Annotated in this window: 15 protein-coding genes; 8 read left to right on the forward strand and 7 right to left on the reverse strand. The window is 69.3% G+C overall.

Annotated features, from left to right (window positions below):
• Positions 1–16: 16 nt before the first annotated feature.
• The 7 genes from LRR16_RS04815 to LRR16_RS04845 form a co-directional block, all read right to left on the reverse strand.
• Entirely contained in the window at positions 17–1,024 is a 1,008-nt protein-coding gene (locus LRR16_RS04815; RefSeq protein WP_232204937.1) for a Tim44 domain-containing protein, read from the reverse strand.
• Between the two features lie 41 nt (positions 1,025–1,065).
• A complete protein-coding gene (gene ubiE, locus LRR16_RS04820) occupies positions 1,066–1,797 on the reverse strand; it encodes a bifunctional demethylmenaquinone methyltransferase/2-methoxy-6-polyprenyl-1,4-benzoquinol methylase UbiE (protein WP_064572602.1) in 732 nt (243 codons plus the stop codon).
• A gap of 43 nt (positions 1,798–1,840) precedes the next feature.
• Positions 1,841–2,260 (reverse strand): gamma-butyrobetaine hydroxylase-like domain-containing protein, encoded by a 420-nt coding sequence (locus tag LRR16_RS04825; protein ID WP_064572600.1) that lies wholly within the window; start codon positions 2,258–2,260, stop codon positions 1,841–1,843.
• A gap of 60 nt (positions 2,261–2,320) precedes the next feature.
• On the reverse strand, positions 2,321–4,252 hold the full coding sequence (locus tag LRR16_RS04830) for an ABC transporter ATP-binding protein/permease (RefSeq protein ID WP_232204938.1): 1,932 nt from the start codon (positions 4,250–4,252) through the stop codon (positions 2,321–2,323).
• 193 nt (positions 4,253–4,445) lie between these two features.
• Positions 4,446–4,913 (reverse strand): HIT family protein, encoded by a 468-nt coding sequence (locus tag LRR16_RS04835; protein WP_232204939.1) that lies wholly within the window; start codon positions 4,911–4,913, stop codon positions 4,446–4,448.
• A 10-nt stretch (positions 4,914–4,923) separates the two neighbouring features.
• Positions 4,924–8,898, reverse strand: coding sequence for an FAD/FMN-binding oxidoreductase (locus LRR16_RS04840; protein WP_232204940.1), 3,975 nt, complete (start codon positions 8,896–8,898; stop codon positions 4,924–4,926).
• A gap of 231 nt (positions 8,899–9,129) precedes the next feature.
• Positions 9,130–9,708 carry a YqaA family protein gene (locus LRR16_RS04845; RefSeq protein ID WP_023263402.1) on the reverse strand — a complete coding sequence of 193 codons (579 nt, stop codon included), beginning with the start codon at positions 9,706–9,708 and terminating at the stop codon, positions 9,130–9,132.
• Between the two features lie 433 nt (positions 9,709–10,141).
• Between LRR16_RS04845 and LRR16_RS04850 the strand changes: the two genes are divergently transcribed.
• From LRR16_RS04850 to LRR16_RS04885, 8 genes are all read left to right on the forward strand, one after another.
• Positions 10,142–10,654: a (2Fe-2S)-binding protein gene (locus LRR16_RS04850; protein WP_006578859.1), complete on the forward strand. Its 513-nt coding sequence runs from the start codon at positions 10,142–10,144 to the stop codon at positions 10,652–10,654.
• A gap of 12 nt (positions 10,655–10,666) precedes the next feature.
• Positions 10,667–13,078 (forward strand): xanthine dehydrogenase family protein molybdopterin-binding subunit, encoded by a 2,412-nt coding sequence (locus tag LRR16_RS04855; RefSeq protein WP_064572594.1) that lies wholly within the window; start codon positions 10,667–10,669, stop codon positions 13,076–13,078.
• A gap of 17 nt (positions 13,079–13,095) precedes the next feature.
• Positions 13,096–13,950: a xanthine dehydrogenase family protein subunit M gene (locus tag LRR16_RS04860; RefSeq protein WP_232204941.1), complete on the forward strand. Its 855-nt coding sequence runs from the start codon at positions 13,096–13,098 to the stop codon at positions 13,948–13,950.
• Between the two features lie 121 nt (positions 13,951–14,071).
• Positions 14,072–14,980 (forward strand): MoxR family ATPase, encoded by a 909-nt coding sequence (locus LRR16_RS04865; RefSeq protein ID WP_232204942.1) that lies wholly within the window; start codon positions 14,072–14,074, stop codon positions 14,978–14,980.
• A 36-nt stretch (positions 14,981–15,016) separates the two neighbouring features.
• Positions 15,017–16,279 (forward strand): VWA domain-containing protein, encoded by a 1,263-nt coding sequence (locus tag LRR16_RS04870; protein WP_232204943.1) that lies wholly within the window; start codon positions 15,017–15,019, stop codon positions 16,277–16,279.
• Positions 16,270–16,806 (forward strand): CoxG family protein, encoded by a 537-nt coding sequence (locus tag LRR16_RS04875; protein ID WP_043440339.1) that lies wholly within the window; start codon positions 16,270–16,272, stop codon positions 16,804–16,806. The genes LRR16_RS04870 and LRR16_RS04875 overlap by 10 nt, the downstream gene beginning before the upstream one ends.
• Positions 16,779–17,807: an XdhC family protein gene (locus LRR16_RS04880; protein WP_064572587.1), complete on the forward strand. Its 1,029-nt coding sequence runs from the start codon at positions 16,779–16,781 to the stop codon at positions 17,805–17,807. The genes LRR16_RS04875 and LRR16_RS04880 overlap by 28 nt, the downstream gene beginning before the upstream one ends.
• Positions 17,789–18,094 (forward strand): NTP transferase domain-containing protein (locus LRR16_RS04885; protein WP_232204944.1); only part of this gene is annotated, 306 nt, incomplete at its 3' end. The genes LRR16_RS04880 and LRR16_RS04885, both read left to right, overlap by 19 nt.

Genomic DNA, 18,094 nt, shown 5'->3' on the forward strand with positions numbered 1-18,094 from the left:
CGACTCGGCCGCGGGCTCAGGATTCCTGCTGAATCCCGGCCAGCACCCAGCCGCCGGCGCCGCTGGCCGGCTTCGCCAGGTTCCACACCTCGGCGAACGGCTGCGCGGCCTCGCCTTCGTTCTCGCGGATCATGCCGCTGAAGCGCACGCTGGCCACATGCTGGTTGTCGGTCGACTCGATGCCCAGCAGCGTCGCGTCCAGCGTCACCACGTCGGTGTGGTTGCCCTGCGCCCCGCGATCGCCCAGGTCCATCTTGATCTCGGCAAACATTTCCGGCGTGGTGAACTCGCGGATGTCGTCGAGATTGCCGGCATCCCAGGCGGCCTGCAGGCGCACGAAGTAGACCTTGGCATTGCGCAGGAAGGCTTCGGTATCGAAGTCCGCCGGCACGCCCCAGGGCTGCGCGACCTGCGACCCGGCCGCCGCGGCCCCCGCGGCCGGTTGCAGCGCGGCCGGGCCGGCCGATTGGGCCGAGGGCTGCAGCACGGGCTCGCGCATCATCGGCTCCTGGCCGCGGTCGAAGGCGCCGCGGTTCAGGTCGGTCCGGCCGCCCGGCGAACCGCCGGCACCGGCCGCGCCGGCATAGGCCGGCTGCGGGCGCTTGGCGCCGCCACGGAACTTGCGGATCAGCCAGATCGCGATAAAGGCGAGCGCCGCGATCAGGATCAGGTTGGACAGGAAGGTCAGCGCGGCGCCCCCCAGGCCGAACTGCGACAGCAGCCAGCCGATGCCCAGGCCAGCGGCGATGCCGCCGAGGATGCCGCCCCAGTTGCGGCGCGGCGCGGCGGCCGTGGCGGCACCGGCGCCGGCGGTCGCCGGCGCGGCCTGCTGGGCCGGTTGCTGAGCCTGCTGCTGCGCCGGCGTCTGCTGCGGCGCCTGCTGGCGCTGCTGGGTCACGTTGGACGACTGCTTGCCGAAGCTGCGCGAACCGCCCATGCGTTTGGCTTCCGCATCGAACACCATCCCGAAGGCCAGCATGCCGGCCAGCGACCCCGCCAGGAATTTTCCGCGAATGTTGGACATGATTCCTTATCCCCTTTTATTGCGCCGCAATCGGCGCTGATTCAGTACTTACGGCCGACGTGCAAGGCAACCACGCCTGCCGTCAGGTTGAAGTATTCGACGTTCTCCAGCCCCGCTTGTTCCATCAACCGCACAAGCGAATCCTGATCCGGGTGCATGCGGATCGACTCGGCCAGGTAGCGGTAGCTGTGGGCGTCGCCGGCAACACGCTGGCCCAGCCACGGCAGCACCTTGAAAGAATAGACGTCGTATGCCTTTTCCAGCGGCTTCCAGACCTTGGAGAACTCCAGCACCATGACCTTGCCGCCCGGCTTCGTCACCCGCCGCATCTCGGCCAGTGCCCGGTCCTTGTGGGTCATGTTGCGCAGGCCGAAGGCCACGGTGACCAGGTCGAAGTGGTTGTCCGGGAACGGAATCCGCTCGGCGTCGCACAGGCAGGTCGGCGTCACGATGCCGTCGTTCAGCAGCCGGTCGCGGCCGACGCGCAGCATCGATTCGTTGATGTCGGTCAGCCAGACCTCGCCGGTCGGGCCCGCCTGGCGCGCGAACGCCTTGGCCAGGTCGCCGGTGCCGCCGGCGATGTCGAGCACCTTCTGGCCCGGCCGCACGCCGGCCTGGGCGATCGTAAACAGCTTCCACAGCCGGTGCATGCCGCCCGACATCAGGTCGTTCATCAGGTCGTACTTCGACGCGACCGAATGGAACACGCCGGCGACCTTGCCGGCCTTCTCGGTCTCGTCGACCTTCTCGAACCCGAAGTGGGTTTCGCTCATCGCTGGCTCCAGAAATCCAGGGGAGTCGGTGGGGACCGGCGGCTCAGTGATGGCCGCACCCGTGGCCGTGCGCCGCGGCGGGCGCCATCGGGGTGTCGCGGTCGGCGCCGGCGGCCTCGAGCCGCCGCAGGTAGTCCTGCCACAGCGATTCCTGCTCGGCGCCGAGGCGGTACAGCAGGTCCCACGAATAGATGCCGCTGTCGTGGCCGTCGGAGAAGCGGATCAGGATCGCGTAATTGCCGACCGGCTCGACCGCGGTCACGTTGACGTCGCGCTTGCCCGTCTGCAGCACTTCCTGGCCCGGGCCATGGCCCTGCACCTCGGCCGACGGCGAATAGACGCGCAGGTATTCGAACGGCAGCCGGAAGCTCTCGCCATTGTCGAAGCCGATTTCCAGCACGCGCGATTGCGTGTGGACCGTCAGCGCGGTGGGATGCGGGGTATCTTTTTCCAGTCCTGCCATGATTCTCGGCGCTTGCCGTGTTGGCGCGGACCCGGGCGGAGGCCAAAGCTCCTGCCGGATTCACGCTTCTACTTCTTGTACGACCCGATAGCTTACCGCACGCGACCTGCCTTGCCCATCTTCGAGCGCAGGACGGGGCACACCGGCCTCGATCGTCCCGGTGGCCACGGCCTCGGCCTGCGGCGCGCCACCCTCGGGCAGATAGCGCAGCCGGCGATTGTGGAAGGCCGCGACCGTGCTGCGGTGGGCGATGCTGACGATCGCCGCCCCGGGCAGCGCATCGACCATCAGCTGGTACATCGCGCGCTCGGTTTCCTCGTCCAGCGCGCTGGTCGCCTCGTCGAGGAACAGGAAATCGGGCTTGCACAGCAGCGCGCGCGCAAACGCCAGCCGCTGCTGCTCGCCGGGCGAGAGCCGCAGCGCCCAGTTGTCGAACACGTCCAGCTGGTTGGCCAGCGCGCCGAGCTGGGCCCGGCGCAGCGCGTCGCGCAGCGTCTGCGCCGGATGCGCGTCGCCGGCCTGCGGATAGGCCAGCGCGTCGGCCAGCGTGCCGACCGGCAGATAGCTGCGCTGCGGCAGGAACAGCGTGCGCGACGCCGCCGGCATCGCCACCGAGCCGCTGCCGTAAGGCCAGATCCCGGCCAGCGCGCGGAACAGCACGCTCTTGCCGCAGCCCGACGGGCCGGTCACCAGCCACCGTTCGCCGCGCGAGATCGTCAGCGAGAACGCCGACACCAGCGGCCGCTTGACCACCGGCAAGCCGGGGCCCCCCAGCACTGGCAGCGCCAGCGCCAGCGCGTCGATCTCGATGCGATCGCGCCCGCCGGCACCGGCATCGCCGACAGTGACCTGGATATCGTGCTCGCCGTCGTGCAGCCGTTCCTGCCGCTGGGCCTCGCGGATCGCCTGCTGGAAATCGATCAGGCGGTTCGACGCGGCCTTCCAGCCGACCAGCGTCGCATAGTTGTCGACGAACCAGGACAGCGCACCCTGGACCTGGCCGAAGGCGGTCGACATCTGCATCAGCCCGCCGAGCGTCATCTTGCCGGCGAAGTAGCGCGGCGCGGCGACCAGGATCGGAAAGATGATGGCGAACTGGCCGTAGCCCGAGCTGATGAAGGTCAGCCGCCGCGTATAGAACATCAGCTGATTCCAGTTGACGCGGATCTGCTCGAAGCGCGCGCGCAGCCCGGACTGCTCGGTCGGCTCGCCGCGATAGAGCGCGACCGGCTCGGCATTCTCGCGCAGCCGCACCAGCGAGAAACGGAAGTTCGCCTCGTATTGTTCCTGCTGGAAGTTCAGGCCGATCAGCGGGCGGCCGATCCAGTGCGTCAGCAGCGAGCCGAGCACCGCGTAGCCGCCGGCGAACCAGACCATATAGCCGGGGATCGTCATCGTGGTGCCGCCCAGCGCGAAGCTGATCGGCCCGGACACCGCCCACAGGATGCCGACGAAGGACACCAGCGTGACGACCGAATTGAGCAGGCCGAGCGACAGCGACAGCGCGCCGTCGGTAAACAGCCGCAGGTCGTCCGCCAGGCGCTGGTCGGGGTTGTCGGTCGCGTGGGTCTGCTCGATGCGGTAGTAGGCCTGCCAGGCCAGCCACTTGCCGAGGAACTGGTTGGTCATCCAGGTCCGCCAGCGCATCTGCAGCATCATCGTGTAGTACTGGCGGAAGATCGCGGCGACGATGAAGCAGGCCGCGATCATGCTGAAGCGCAGCAGCAGCTCCTTGAACGAGGCGTAGTCGCGCTGCTCCAGCGCGTTGTAGAACACGCGGTTCCACTCGTTGAGCAGCACGTTGATGTAGACGATGCCGAGGTTCAGCGCCACCAGCAGCAGCAACAGTCCGAGCCCGGCCTTGCGGTCCTCCGATTTCCAGTAGGGCTTGATCAGCGCCCAGGTCGCGCGAAAGCGCAGGCGGCTCTGGATCTGCAGCTCGCGGGCCGGGACGGCCGGACCGGGCACGGTGGCGGTGGTTGGCGTGGACATGAATGACGGCAGGCGTTAGGAACAACGGCCGCGCCGGCGCGGGTGGCCAGCACGGAACGGCGAACAGGCATCAGACGGCGGGGAAACCGCCCGGGTTCCGCGCGGCGCAACGGCGCGCATTCGGCACCATTCGCCGCAATTCGGCGCGCAGTCACGGCGCGCAGTCACCACGCAGGTAGAACGCGTCGCCTGCTCACTCGGCTGACAGCGCGGCGAGCGCCGCCCGCAGCGCCGGCAGCCGCTGCTGCAGCGCCTCGACGCGCCCGGCGTCCGCTTCGCGCTGCGGCGCGGCCCATACGGCCTCGGGGAAATGCGTGTCCCAGCGATAGCGCGGGATGATATGCCAGTGCAGGTGCGGCACCATGTTGCCGAAGGCGGCCAGATTGACCTTGTCCGGCGCCATCACGTCGCGCACGGTGCGTTCGACGCGGGCGACCAGCCGCATCAGCCAGGCCTGCTCGGCCTCGGACAGGTCGGTCTGCTCGGCCACGTGGTCTTGCCAGACGACGCGGCAGAAGCCGGGAAAGCGCTCGTGCTCGACCAGGATCACGCGGGCGCGCCCGCCCGCGTCCTGCCAGACCAGCTCGCCGCCATCGCCCTCGCACAGCGGGCAACCCGCCACGCGGGCCACGCGGGCCGTGCCCTGCTCCGCCGCGCTCATTGCCGGACCCTCACACCAGCACCCGTTCGATGCCGCCCGCGTTGGCGGCGGCGACGTAGTCGGGCATCCAGTTCTCGCCCAGCAGATGGCGCGCCATCTCGACCACGATGTAGTCGGCCTGCACCGAGGCATCCTCGTTGTAGCGCGACAGGCCCTGCAGGCAGGACGGGCAGCTGGTCAGGATCTTGACGTCGCCGTCGAAGCCGTCGGCGCGCAGCTTGCCGGCGCCCTTGCGCATTTCCTCTTCCTTGCGGAAGCGGACCTGCGTCGACACGTCCGGACGCGTGACCGCCAGCGTGCCCGACTCCCCGCAGCAGCGCTCGTTCTTCTCGATGTTGCCGGCCTCGCCGTTGCCGCCCATCAGCTGGTTGACCAGTTTGGTCGGGTCCATCGTCTTGATCGGCGTGTGGCAGGGATCGTGGTACATGTAGCGCGCCCCGGTCACGCCCTCGAGCTTGACGCCCTTCTCCAGCAGATACTCGTGGATATCGATGATGCGGCAGCCAGGGAAGATCTTCTCGAATTCGTAGCCGGCGAGCTGGTCGTAGCAGGTGCCGCAGCTGACCACCACCGTCTTGATGTCGAGGTAGTTCAGCGTGTTGGCGACCCGGTGGAACAGCACGCGGTTGTCGGTGACGATCTTCTCGGCCTTGTCGAACTGGCCGGTGCCGCGCTGCGGATAGCCGCAGCACAGATAGCCCGGCGGCAGCACGGTCTGCACGCCGACGTGCCACAGCATCGCCTGCGTGGCCAGCCCCACCTGCGAGAACAGCCGCTCCGAGCCGCAGCCCGGGAAGTAGAACACCGCCTCGCTCTCGACCGAGGTCGCCTTCGGATTGCGGATGATCGGCACGATCTCGTTGTCTTCGATATCGAGCAGCGCGCGCGCGGTCTTCTTGGGCAGGTTGCCCGGCATCTTCTTGTTGACGAAGTGGATCACCTGCTCGCGCACCGGCGGCTTGCCGACGGTGGCGGGCGGATGCGCGGTCTGCTTGCGCGCCAGCGTCTTCATCAGCTCGTTGCCGGCGCGCTGGGCCTTGTAGCCCCAGTCCATCATGACCTTGCGGGTCATGTTGATGGTCTGCGGATTGGTCGCGTTCAGGAAGAACATCGCCGCCGCGGTGCCGGGGTTGAACTTCTTCTGCCCCATCTTGCGCAGCAGGTTGCGCATGTTCATCGACACGTCGCCGAAGTCGATCTTGACCGGGCACGGCGTCACGCACTTGTGGCAGACGGTGCAGTGGTCGGCCACGTCCGAGAACTCGTCCCAGTGCTTGATCGACACGCCGCGGCGCGTCTGCTCCTCGTACAGGAAGGCCTCGATCAGCAGCGAGGTGGCCAGGATCTTGTTGCGCGGGCTGTACAGCAGGTTGGCGCGCGGCACGTGGGTCGCGCACACCGGCTTGCACTTGCCGCAGCGCAGGCAGTCCTTGACGCTGTCGGCGATCGCGCCGATGTCGCTCTGCTGCATGATCAGCGACTCGTGCCCCATCAGCCCGAACGACGGCGTATAGGCGTTGCGCAGGTCGGCGCCGGGCAGCAGCTTGCCCTTGTTGAAGCGGCCCTGCGGATCGACGCGCTGCTTGTACTGGCGGAAGTCGCCGATCTCTTCCTCGGTCAGGAACTCGAGCTTGGTGATGCCGATGCCGTGCTCGCCCGAAATCACGCCGTCGAGCGAACGCGCCAGCGCCATGATGCGGGCCACCGCCTTGTGGGCGTCCTGCAGCATGTCGTAGTCGTCGGAGTTGACCGGGATGTTGGTGTGCACGTTGCCGTCACCGGCGTGCATGTGCAGCGCGACGAAGACACGGCCGCGCAGCACCTCCTTGTGGATCTTCTGCGCCTCGTCGAGGATCGGCTTGAATTCGCCGCCGTTGAAGATCTTGCGCAGCTCGGCGCGCAGCTCGTTCTTCCACGACACGCGGATCGTACGATCCTGCAGCAGATGGAACACGGCGGCATCGGGCTGCTGCACCAGGCGCGCCTCGAAGGCCTGCCCCAGCAGGCCCAGGCCGTGGCCGATCAGCGCGGCGCGCGCCTGCGTCAGTGGCGTGTCGAGGTTGTCGCGCAGATAGACCCAGCGCGCGCGCACGTCGCGCAGCAGCGTCAGCGCCTGCTGCACGCGGTCCTCCAGCAGCTCGGCGCTGGGGATCTCGTTGGCGTCGTCGCTGCGGCCCAGCGGCAGGTTGCCGCGCGCGAAGAAGCTCTCGAGCTCGTCGGCGAGCTTGAGCTTGTTCTTGATCGACAGCTCGATATTGATGCGCTCGATGCCGTCGGTGTATTCGCCCATCCGGTTCAGCGGAATCACCACGTCTTCGTTGATCTTGAAGGCGTTGGTATGGCGCGCGATGGCGGCGGTGCGCGAACGGTCGAGCCAGAACTTCTTGCGCGCCTCGGGGCTGATCGCGACGAAGCCCTCGCCGCTCTTGCCGTTGGCCATGCGGATCACTTCCGAGGTGGCGCGCGCGACCGCGTTCTCGTCGTCGCCGACGATATCGCCGATCAGCACCATCTTCGGGAAGGCGTTGCGCTTGCTCTTGGTGGCGTAGCCGACCGCGCGCAGATAGCGCTCGTCCAGATGCTCGAGGCCCGCCAGGATCGCGCCGCCCGGCGTCTTCGACTCGATATCGAGGAAGTCCTTGATCTCGACGATGCTCGGGATCGCGTCGCGCGCCTGGCCGAAGAACTCGAGGCAGACCGTGCGGATATGGCGCGGCATCCGATGCAGGATCCAGCGCGCGCTGGTGATGATGCCGTCGCAGCCTTCCTTCTGCACGCCCGGCAGGCCGGCCAGGAACTTGTCGGTGACGTCCTTGCCGAGCCCTTCCTTGCGGAACTTGCGGCCCTCGATCGCCAGCGTCTCGCTGCGCAGCAGCTTCTCGCCCGGCGCGCGATTGCCGTCGAACCACTTCAGCTCGAACGTGGCGACGGGCACGTCGTGGATCTTGCCCAGGTTGTGGTCCAGGCGCGTGACCTCGAGCCAGTTGCCCTCCGGGTCCACCATGCGCCACCAGGCCAGGTTGTCCAGCGCGGTGCCCCACAGCACGGCCTTCTTGCCGCCGGCGTTCATCGCGACGTTGCCGCCGATGCACGAGGCGTCGATCGAGGTCGGGTCGACCGCGAACACCAGGCCCGCCTTGTCGGCGGCGTCGGCGACGCGGCGCGTCACCACGCCGGCGCCGGAGAAGATCGTCGCGACCTTGTCCGGCACGCCCGGCAGGTCGGTCTGCTCGACGGGTCCGAGCTGTTCCAGCTTCTCGGTATTGATCACCGCCGACAGCGGCGTCAGCGGCACGGCGCCGCCGGTATAGCCGGTGCCGCCTCCGCGCGGAATGATGGTCAGGCCCAGTTCGAAGCAGCCCTTGACCAGCCCGGCGATCTCTTCCTCGGTATCGGGGGTCAGCACCACGAACGGGTATTCGACGCGCCAGTCGGTGGCGTCGGTCACGTGCGACACGCGCGAGAGCCCGTCGAACTTGATGTTGTCCTTCTGCGTGACACGGCCCAGCACGCGCAGCGCGCGCTTGCGCAGCTCGTAGGCGTCGGTGAACTCGCGCTTGAATTCCTCGATGGCCTGCCGGGCGAAGGTGACCAGCTGCTCGACGCGGTGCGAACGGTCCTCGGCGGCGGGCTCGGCATGCTCGGCGCGATCGGCGGCGCGGCGCTTCTCGATCTCGGCCAGGCGGTGATGCAGCGCGGAGATCAGCATCTCGCGGCGCTTCGGGTTCTCCAGCAGATCGTCCTGCAGATACGGATTGCGGCGGACCACCCAGATATCGCCCAGCACCTCGTACAGCATCCGCGCCGAACGGCCGGTGCGGCGCTCGCCGCGCAGCTCGTCCAGGATCCGCCAGGCCTCCTCGCCCAGCAGGCGGATCACGATTTCGCGGTCGGAAAAGGAGGTGTAGTTATAGGGGATCTCGCGCAGGCGCGGAGGGGCGTCCTGCGCGGCGAGCTTGGCGTCGAGCACGAGTGGGGCATTCATGGGCGGGACCGCGGCATGCGGCGCACGGGGACGGTGCGCCTGTCGTCAACTAAAGCGCGATTGTACTGCAACGGCCGATTTTGCCGCAGCGCAACAATCCCATACCCCCGCTCGGGACATGGCTGGCGGGGCCTGGTGCTGTCGCCCCCGCGAAAGCGGGGGCCCAGCGGCTTTCGCTCCGCGACCAGGCTTCAACGACGCTGGGTCCCCGCCTGCGCGGGGACGACGAGGTCAGAACCACCCCCGCATCATGTCGCCCAGCCCCCGCCAGAAACTGTCCGGAATCCACAGCAGCGCGCTGGTCATCGCCAGATAGCGCAGCAGCTTGCCGACCGCCATATAGCCCAGGCTCGGCCAGAACGGCAAGCGCAGCCACCCGGCCAATGTGCACAACGGATCACCCAACATCGGCAACCACGACAGCAGCAGCGTCTTCGGGCCGAGGCGCCGCATCCAGCGGAAATAGCGCGCGTCCAGCGGCGGCTTGCGGGGCTTGCGCGGATGCTTGCGGTGTTCGGCATGCTCGCGCTCGTGCTCGCGATGCTGGCGCCGCAGGTGGTAGCGCACCAGCGCCAGCTTGGCCGCATAGCCGAGCCACCAGTCGATCGCGCCGCCGACCGTGTTGCCGGCGGTGGCCACCAGCAACGCGGGCCAGAACATGTCCGGATTGAGCTTGATATAGCCGAACACGGCGGGCTCGGAGCCGACCGGCAGCAGCGTCGCCGACAGCAGGCTGACGAGGAAGATCGCGCTCAGCCCAACCTTGGGCAGCGCGGCGGTGTCGAACAGCCAGTCGATCAGGCCTTCCATCAATGAATGCGGTGGTTCGGTCGAGGGTTCGGGGCGCGAAGCGGCGGCGGGCGCGACGGCCATGCCGAAGCTGCCCCGCTCGCGCGGCCGGCCATTCTAGCAAGCGCCAAGCGGGGCAACCCGCATGGCACACCCTGGGGATTTGTGATTTACTGTTAGAGCCTTTGCCAGCCTATGGTTCACTGGCCGATGGGCCGCGACGGATCGCCCGTCGCGGGATTGACCGCTGCATTCGTTGGCCGCAATCGTAAGCCGCAATCGTTAGCCGCAATCGTTAGCTGTAACACTCGCTGTACCACCATCACGAAATAGCCGCGTTCCAACAAGCGGCAGCACCGCGCCGTAGCCTGTTCCGGGCAGTCATCGCGCATTTTCGGGATACACGCGGGATGTCCGGAGCCGGCCATGTGCGTCCACCCACATGGAGACCAGCATGGCGATTCCGATCCGCCTGACCGTCAACGGCAAGACCGTCGACGCCCAGGTCGAACCCCACACCCTTCTCGTCCAATTCCTGCGTGAACAGCTGCGCCTGACCGGCACCCATGTCGGCTGCGACACCGCGCAATGCGGCGCCTGCACCGTGCATCTGGACGGCCGGGCGGTGAAGTCGTGCAATCTGCTGGCGGTGCAGGCGGACGGTGCCCAGGTGACCACCATCGAAGGGCTGGCCCCCGATGGCGAACTGCATCCGATGCAGGCCGCGTTCCGCGACTGCCACGGACTGCAATGCGGCTTCTGCACGCCAGGCATGGTGATGAGCGCGACCGCGCTGGTACAGGAGCGCCCGAACGCGGACGCCGCGGCGATCCGCGCGCATCTGGACGGCAATCTGTGCCGCTGCACCGGCTATCACAACATCGTGCGCGCGGTGCAGCAGGGCCAGGCCGCGATGGCCGGCGCCGCTGCATCCGGCGTGCCCGCATCCGCCGCCTCGGCCGAGTAAGGAGGAACCGCCATGAACGCACCCGAGACCCCACGGCTGGTCGGCGCCTCCGTCAAGCGCAAGGAAGACTACCGCTACCTGACCGGCATCGGCCAGTACACCGACGACATCGTGCAGCCGCAGCAGAGCTACGGCTATTTCGTCCGCTCGCCCTACGCGCACGCGCGCATCCGCTCGATCGACACACGCGAGGCAATGGCCTCGCCCGGCGTGATCGGCGTCTTCACCGGCGAGGACATGGCGGCCGACAAGGTCGGCGGCCTGCCCTGCGGCTGGCTGATCCACAGCATCGACGGCTCGCCGATGAAGGAGCCTCCGCATCCGGTGCTGGCCCAGGGCAAGGTCCGCCATGTCGGCGACCAGGTCGCGCTGGTGGTGGCCGAGACGCTGCAGCAGGCGCGCGACGCCGCCGAGAAGATCGAGGTCGATTACGAGGAACTGCCGGCGGTGGTGCGCACCGCCGACGCGGCCTCCGCCACCACGCTGGTGCACGACGACGTGCCGGCCAACACCTGCTACGTCTGGGGCCACGGCGACCGCGCGGCCACCGATGCGGCCTTCGCCAAGGCCGCGCACGTGACCACGCTGGAGATCGTCAACAACCGGCTGGTGCCCAATGCGATCGAGCCGCGCGCGGTCAACGCCAGCTACAACCGGCAGGACGACAGCTACACGCTGTACGTCGCCAGCCAGAACCCGCACGTCGAGCGGCTGCTGATGGGCGCCTTCGTGCTGGGGCTGCCCGAGTCGCGGCTGCGCGTGATCGCGCCCGACGTCGGCGGCGGCTTCGGCTCGAAGATCTTCCTGTATCCGGAGGACGTCGCGCTGACCTGGGCGTCGAAGAAGGTCAAGCGGCCGATCAAGTGGACCGCCGAGCGTTCCGAGTCCTTCCTGACCGACGCGCACGGGCGCGACCATGTCACGCGCGCCGAGCTGGCGCTCGATGGGGACGGCAAGTTCCTGGCGATGCGGGTCCACACGACCGCCAACATGGGCGCCTACCTGTCGACCTTCGCCTCCAGCGTGCCGACCATCCTGTACGCGACGCTGCTGGCCGGCCAGTACGCGACCCCGGCGATCTACGCCGAGGTCACCGCGGTGTTCACCAATACCGCGCCGGTCGACGCCTATCGCGGCGCGGGCCGGCCCGAGGCCACCTATGTGGTCGAGCGGCTGGTCGAGACCGCGGCGCGCGAACTCGGCATCGATCCGGCCGAACTGCGCCGGCGCAATTTCATCCGCAGCTTCCCGTATGCGACCCCGGTCGGGCTGACCTACGACACCGGCGACTACGAGCCCTGCCTGCAGCGCGCGCAGGAGCTGGCCGACGTGGCCGGCTTCCCGGCGCGCCGCGACGAGGCCCAGCGCCGCGGCAAGCTGCGCGGCCTCGGCTATTCCTGCTACATCGAGGCATGCGGGCTGGCGCCGTCGAACATCGCCGGGGCGCTCGGCGCGCGTGCCGGCCTGTTCGAGGTCGGCGAGATCCGCGTGCATCCGACCGGCACCGTAACCGTCTTCACCGGCTCGCACAGCCACGGGCAGGGGCACGAGACCACCTTCGCCCAGGTGGTGGCCGACCGGCTCGGCATCCCGCTCGATGCGGTGGAGGTCGTGCACGGCGACACCGGCCGCGTGCCGTTCGGCATGGGCACCTACGGCTCGCGTTCGCTGGCGGTCGGCGGCTCGGCCATCGTCAAGGCGCTCGACAAGATCGAGGCCAAGGCCAGGCAGATCGCCGCGCACCTGCTCGAGGCGTCGGCCGACGACATCGAGTTCAGCAACGGCGTGTTCCGCGTGGCCGGCACCGACCGCAGCAAGACCTTCGGCGAGGTCGCGCTGTCGGCCTATGTGCCGCACAACTACCCGCTCGAGCGGCTGGAGCCGGGCCTGAACGAGAACGCGTTCTACGACCCGACCAACTTCACCTATCCGTCCGGCGCCTACGTCTGCGAGGTCGAGGTCGACCCGGACACCGGCGAGACGCAGGTGGTCAAGTTCACCGCGGTCGACGACTTCGGCAACATCATCAATCCGATGATCGTCGAGGGACAGGTCCACGGCGGCATCGGCCAGGGGCTCGGACAGGCGATGCTCGAGCAGTGCGTCTACGACGGCGACAGCGGCCAGCTGCTGACCGGCTCCTACATGGACTACGCAATGCCGCGCGCGGCCGATCTGCCGGACTTCACCGTCGAGACCGCGCAGGGCACGCCGTGCACGCACAATCCGCTGGGCGTCAAGGGCTGCGGCGAGGCCGGCGCGATCGGCTCGCCGCCGGCCTTCATCAACGCGCTGATCGACGCGCTGTCGCCGCTCGGCGTGCGCGACCTGCAGATGCCGGCCACCCCGCATCGGGTCTGGCAGGCGATCCACGCGGCCGGGCAGGCAGCCGGCAACGGTGCCACCCCGGCACGCACCATCTGACGCGCGAGGAGACATCCATGTACGCATTCCAGTTCCAACGCGCGACCGATGCCCAGGCGGCGGCCGCGCTGCTGCGCAGCGACCCCGATGCGAAGATCGTGGCGGGCGGGCAGAGCCTGATCGCGGCGATGAAGCTGCGTCTGGCCGCGCCGTCGACGCTGGTCGACATCAACCGCATTCCCGGCATTCGCGACATCCGTGTCGAAGGCGACACGCTGGTGATCGGCGCCGGCGCGCGGCACGCCGATGTCGAGGCGCACCCCGAGGTCAAGCGCCGGCTGCCGGCGCTGGCCGCGCTGGCCGGCGGCATCGGCGACCGCCAGGTACGGGCGCTCGGCACGCTGGGCGGCTCGATCGCCAACAACGATCCGGCCGCCTGCTATCCGGCCGCGGTGCTGGGCCTGAACGCCACCGTGGTGACCGACCGGCGCAGCATCGCCGCCGACGATTTCTTCGTCGGCATGTACGAGACCGCGCTCGAGCCCGACGAGCTGATCACCGCGGTGCGCTTCCCCTGTCCGCGCCAGGCCGCCTACGTCAAGTTCCGCAACCCGGCCTCGCGCTTTGCGCTGGTCGGCGTGATGGTGGCCAGGAGCGTCGGCGGGGCAGATGGCAGCAGCAGCAGCAGCAGCGGCGCAGACGTGCGCGTGGCCGTCACCGGCGCCGCCGACGCGGTATTCCGCTGCGAGCCGCTGGAGCGCGCGCTGTCGGCCGACTTCAGCGCGGCGGCCGCGCGGGCGGTGACGATCCCGACCGAGGGCCTGAACGACGACCTGCACGGGTCCGCCGAGTACCGGGCGCATCTGATTCCGGTGCTGGCGGCGCGCGCGGTCGAGCAGGCGCTGGGGCAGGGTTCCTCGCAACCTTCCTGATCGTGCTGAAGCGCAGCAGCGGACCGGCTTGCCGGTCCGCCTGCTTGCCGCGGTTCTTCCCGCGATCCGGCCTCGTTCACTGCCGCCGCCTCTACCCGTCCTGTCGTCCGACCTCGCCTTCATGCTGCCCGCTTCGATCGACCAGACCCTGACGCTGCTCCAGCGCGAGCAATACTTCGCCGACCGCGAGACCGCGACCGTGCTGTTCCTCGCGCTGAAGATGCAGCGCCCGCTGTTTCTCGAAGGGGAACCGGGCGTTGGCAAGACCGCGCTGGCGCAGGCGATCGCCGCTGGCCTGGGCACCAGGCTGTTGCGGCTGCAGTGCTACGAGGGGCTCGACGCCGCCAGCGCGCTGTACGAATGGGACTATCCGCGCCAGATCATGGCGCTGCGCCTGGCCGAGGCGCGCGGCGAACGGCCCGAGGCGCAATCGCTGTACCGCGACGAATTCCTGCTCAAGCGCCCGCTGCTGGAGGCGCTGCTGCCCGACCCTGCCGCCCCCGCGGGGCCGCGCGTGCTGCTGATCGACGAGATCGACCGCGCCGACGAACCGTTCGAGGCCTTCCTGCTCGAGGTGCTGTCCGAATACCAGGTGTCGATCCCCGAGATCGGCCGCATCGCCGCGCAGCGCCCGCCGCTGATCGTGATCACGTCGAACCGCACGCGCGAGGTTCACGACGCGCTCAAGCGCCGCTGCCTCTATCGCTGGATCGGCTATCCCGAGCGCCAGCGCGAGCTTGACATCGTCGCCGCCCGCGCGCCGGAGGCCGCGGCGGCGCTGCAGACGCAGGCGATCGACTTCGTGCACCGGCTGCGCGGCATCGACCTGTTCAAGGCGCCCGGCATCGCCGAGGCGATCGACTGGTGCCGCGCGCTGGCGGCGCTCGGCGTGACCGAACTCGATCCCGATTCGGTGCGCGACACCCTCGGCGTACTGCTCAAATACCAGGACGATCTCGCGCGCGTCGGCGGGCCGACCGTGGCCGAACTGCTGGCCGGCACGCCGACGGAGCCGGCCGGGGAGCGCTGAGTGACGCCGCGCCCGCCAGCCGACGCGGCTTCACCGATGCCACACGCCGCCACGACGCCGGACGGCCAGGCCGCGGCACGTACCGTTCCCGAGCTGCCGGTGCTGGCGCGCAACATCACCCATTTCGTGCGGCTGCTGCGTGGCGCCGGCCTTCCGCTGTCGCCGGCGCAGGCCGTCGACGCGCTGCAGGCGCTGCGGCACGTCGACCTGGGCCGGCGCGACGAGGTGCGCGCGACGCTGGCCGCGCTGATGCTGTCCGGCCCCGACCAACGCCCACTGTTCGACGCCGCCTTCGACCTGTTCTGGCGCGACCCTGATTGGGAGGGCAAGCTGCGCGCGCTGCTGCTGCCGCGCGTGGACGCCGGCGCGCCGCCGCCTCGCCGCAGCAACCGCCTGGCCGACGCGCTGGCCGCGCGCAAGCCGCCCGCCGAGCCATCCGCACCGGCCCCGTCGCCGGCGGAGCAGCGCATCGGCGCGGTGCTGACCTTCTCCGCGCAGGAGCGGCTGGCGCAGCGCGACTTCGATACGCTGTCGGCCGACGAATGGCGCGCGCTGCAGCATCTGATCCGCGCGCGCCGCACGCATCTGGCAACCGAGCGCACGCGCCGGCTGCGCGCCGCCGCCCACGGCACCCACGCCGACCTGCGCGCGAGCGCGCGGCTGGCGGTGCGCCAGCACGGCGAATGGATGCGCTGGAAATACCGCCGCCACGCCGAGCGACGCCCGCCGCTGGTGCTGCTGCTGGATATCTCGGGGTCGATGAGCCAGTATTCGCGCGCGGTGCTGTACTTCTGTCATGCGTTGATGCAATCGCGCGAGCGGCTGTCGGTGTTCCTGTTCGGCACGCGGCTGACCAATGTCAGCCGGGCGCTGCGCGAGCGGGATCCCGACGATGCCGTGGAGACCATCGCACAGCAGGTGCGCGACTGGGCCGGCGGCACGCGCATCGGCGCCGCGCTGACGACCTTCAACCGCCAGTGGGCGCGCCGCACGCTGGGCGGCCGCGCCACCGTGCTGCTGGTCACCGACGGCCTCGATCACGAGCGGATCGACCTGCTGGGCGACGAGATGGCGCGCCTGCGGCGCTTCGCCCATCGCATCGTCTGGCTAAATCCGCTGCTGCGCTACGCGGGCTTCACGCCGCAGGCCCGCGGCGTGCAGGCGATCCTGCCGCATGTCGACGCGCTGCGCCCCGCCCACAACCTGGCCAGCCTGTTCGCGCTGGAATCGCTGCTCGCGGCGCCATCGGCGCGCCGGTCCGCCAACAACGACAAGGAGAACCCCGCACCATGGAAATGACCCAAACCCACCGGCTGCCGGTGCCGCAGCAGGTCGCCTGGGAGGCGTTGAACGACACGGCCCTGCTCCAGCATTGCATTCCCGGATGTGAGAGTATCGAGCCCGATGGCGACAACGCCTACCTGCTGAGCATGACCGCCGCGGTCGGGCCGGTGAAGGCGAAGTTCAAGGGCCGGATGGCGCTGCAGGATATCCAGGCGCCGGACAGCTATACCATCGCGTTCGACGGCCAGGGCGGCGCGGCGGGCTTCGGCAAGGGCACCGCGAAGGTGCGGCTGGACCCGGACGGCGACGAGACCGTGCTGTCGTACACGGTGCAGGCGCAGGTCGGCGGCAAGATCGCGCAGATCGGCTCGCGGCTGGTCGATGGTGCCGCGCGCAAGATGGCGGACACCTTCTTCACGCGCTTCTGCGAGGCGGTCAGCGGCGGCGCGTCGCCGGCGGATGAACCTTCTGCGGCCGATTCGGCCGAAGGCGAACAAACGAAACGGAAGCGATCATGGACAGCGTGGATCTCGAAGTCCTGAAAAGCAGTGTGCGGTGGACCGCCGAAGGCCACCGCACGCTGCTGGTGACGGTAGTCAGGACCTGGGGCTCGTCGCCCCGCCCCGAGGGCGCGATGCTGGCGGTGCGCGACGACGGGCTGGTGGTCGGCTCGGTGTCGGGCGGCTGCATCGAGGACGACATCATCGACCGGGTCCGGCGCGAGGGCATCGCGGCCCGCACGCCGGAGGCGATCAAGTACGGCATCAGCGCCGAGGAGGCGCACCGCTTCGGCCTGCCGTGTGGCGGCACCATCGAACTGGTCGCCGAACCGGTGACGGCCGACAGCGGCCTGGCCGAGCTGCTGGACGCGGTCGAGAACGGCAGGCTGGTGACCCGCACGCTCGACATGGCGACCGGCAAGGCCACGCTGGGCCCGGCGCAGGCCACCGACGGCCTGAGCTTCGACGGCCGCACACTGGCGACGATCCACGGGCCGCGCTACCGGATGCTGGTGATCGGCGCCGGACAGCTGTCGAAATACCTGTGCCAGATCGCGGTCGGCCTCGGCTTCCAGGTCACGGTCTGCGATCCGCGCGAGGAATACACCGAAACTTGGGACATCCCCGGCGTCACCATGGTGCGCACGATGCCGGACGACACCGTGATCGAGATGAAGCTGGACGAGCGCTGCGCGGTGATCGCGCTGACGCACGATCCGAAGCTCGACGACCTGGCGCTGATGGAGGCGCTGCGCACGCGCGCCTTCTATGTCGGCGCGCTGGGGTCGCGGCGCAACAACCAGGCGCGGCGCGAGCGCTTGAAGGAATTCGATCTGAACGACGCGCAGCTGGCGCGGCTGCACGGACCGGTCGGCATCTATATCGGCAGCCGCACGCCGCCGGAGATCGCGATCTCGATCCTGGCCGAGGTGGTCGCAGCGAAGAACCACGTCTCGCTGCCCGACATCCTGCAGGTCGAGGGCGCCAAGGCCGCGCGCGAACTGGCGGCCAACGAGGCCAGCGCATGCAGTCCGGGCCGCTGATCGATTCGGATCTGCCGGCCGGCATCCTGCTGGCGGCCGGCTACGGCCGCCGCTTCGATCCAGGCGGCGCGCGCAACAAGCTGCTGCAAGCGCTGCCGGACGGACGCACCGTGGCGTGGCACAGCGCCCGCACGCTGGCCACCGCGCTGCCCGGCGCGATCGCCGTGGTGCGGCCGGGACAGCCGGAGCTGGAACGGGAACTGAGCGAGGGCGGCTGCACGGTGCTGGCCTGCGCGCGCGCCGAGGCCGGCATGGGCGCCGCGCTGGCGGCGGCGGTCGAAGCCCGC

The sequence above is a fragment of the Cupriavidus sp. UGS-1 genome (assembly GCF_021213615.1).
Classification (GTDB): Bacteria; Pseudomonadota; Gammaproteobacteria; order Burkholderiales; family Burkholderiaceae; genus Cupriavidus.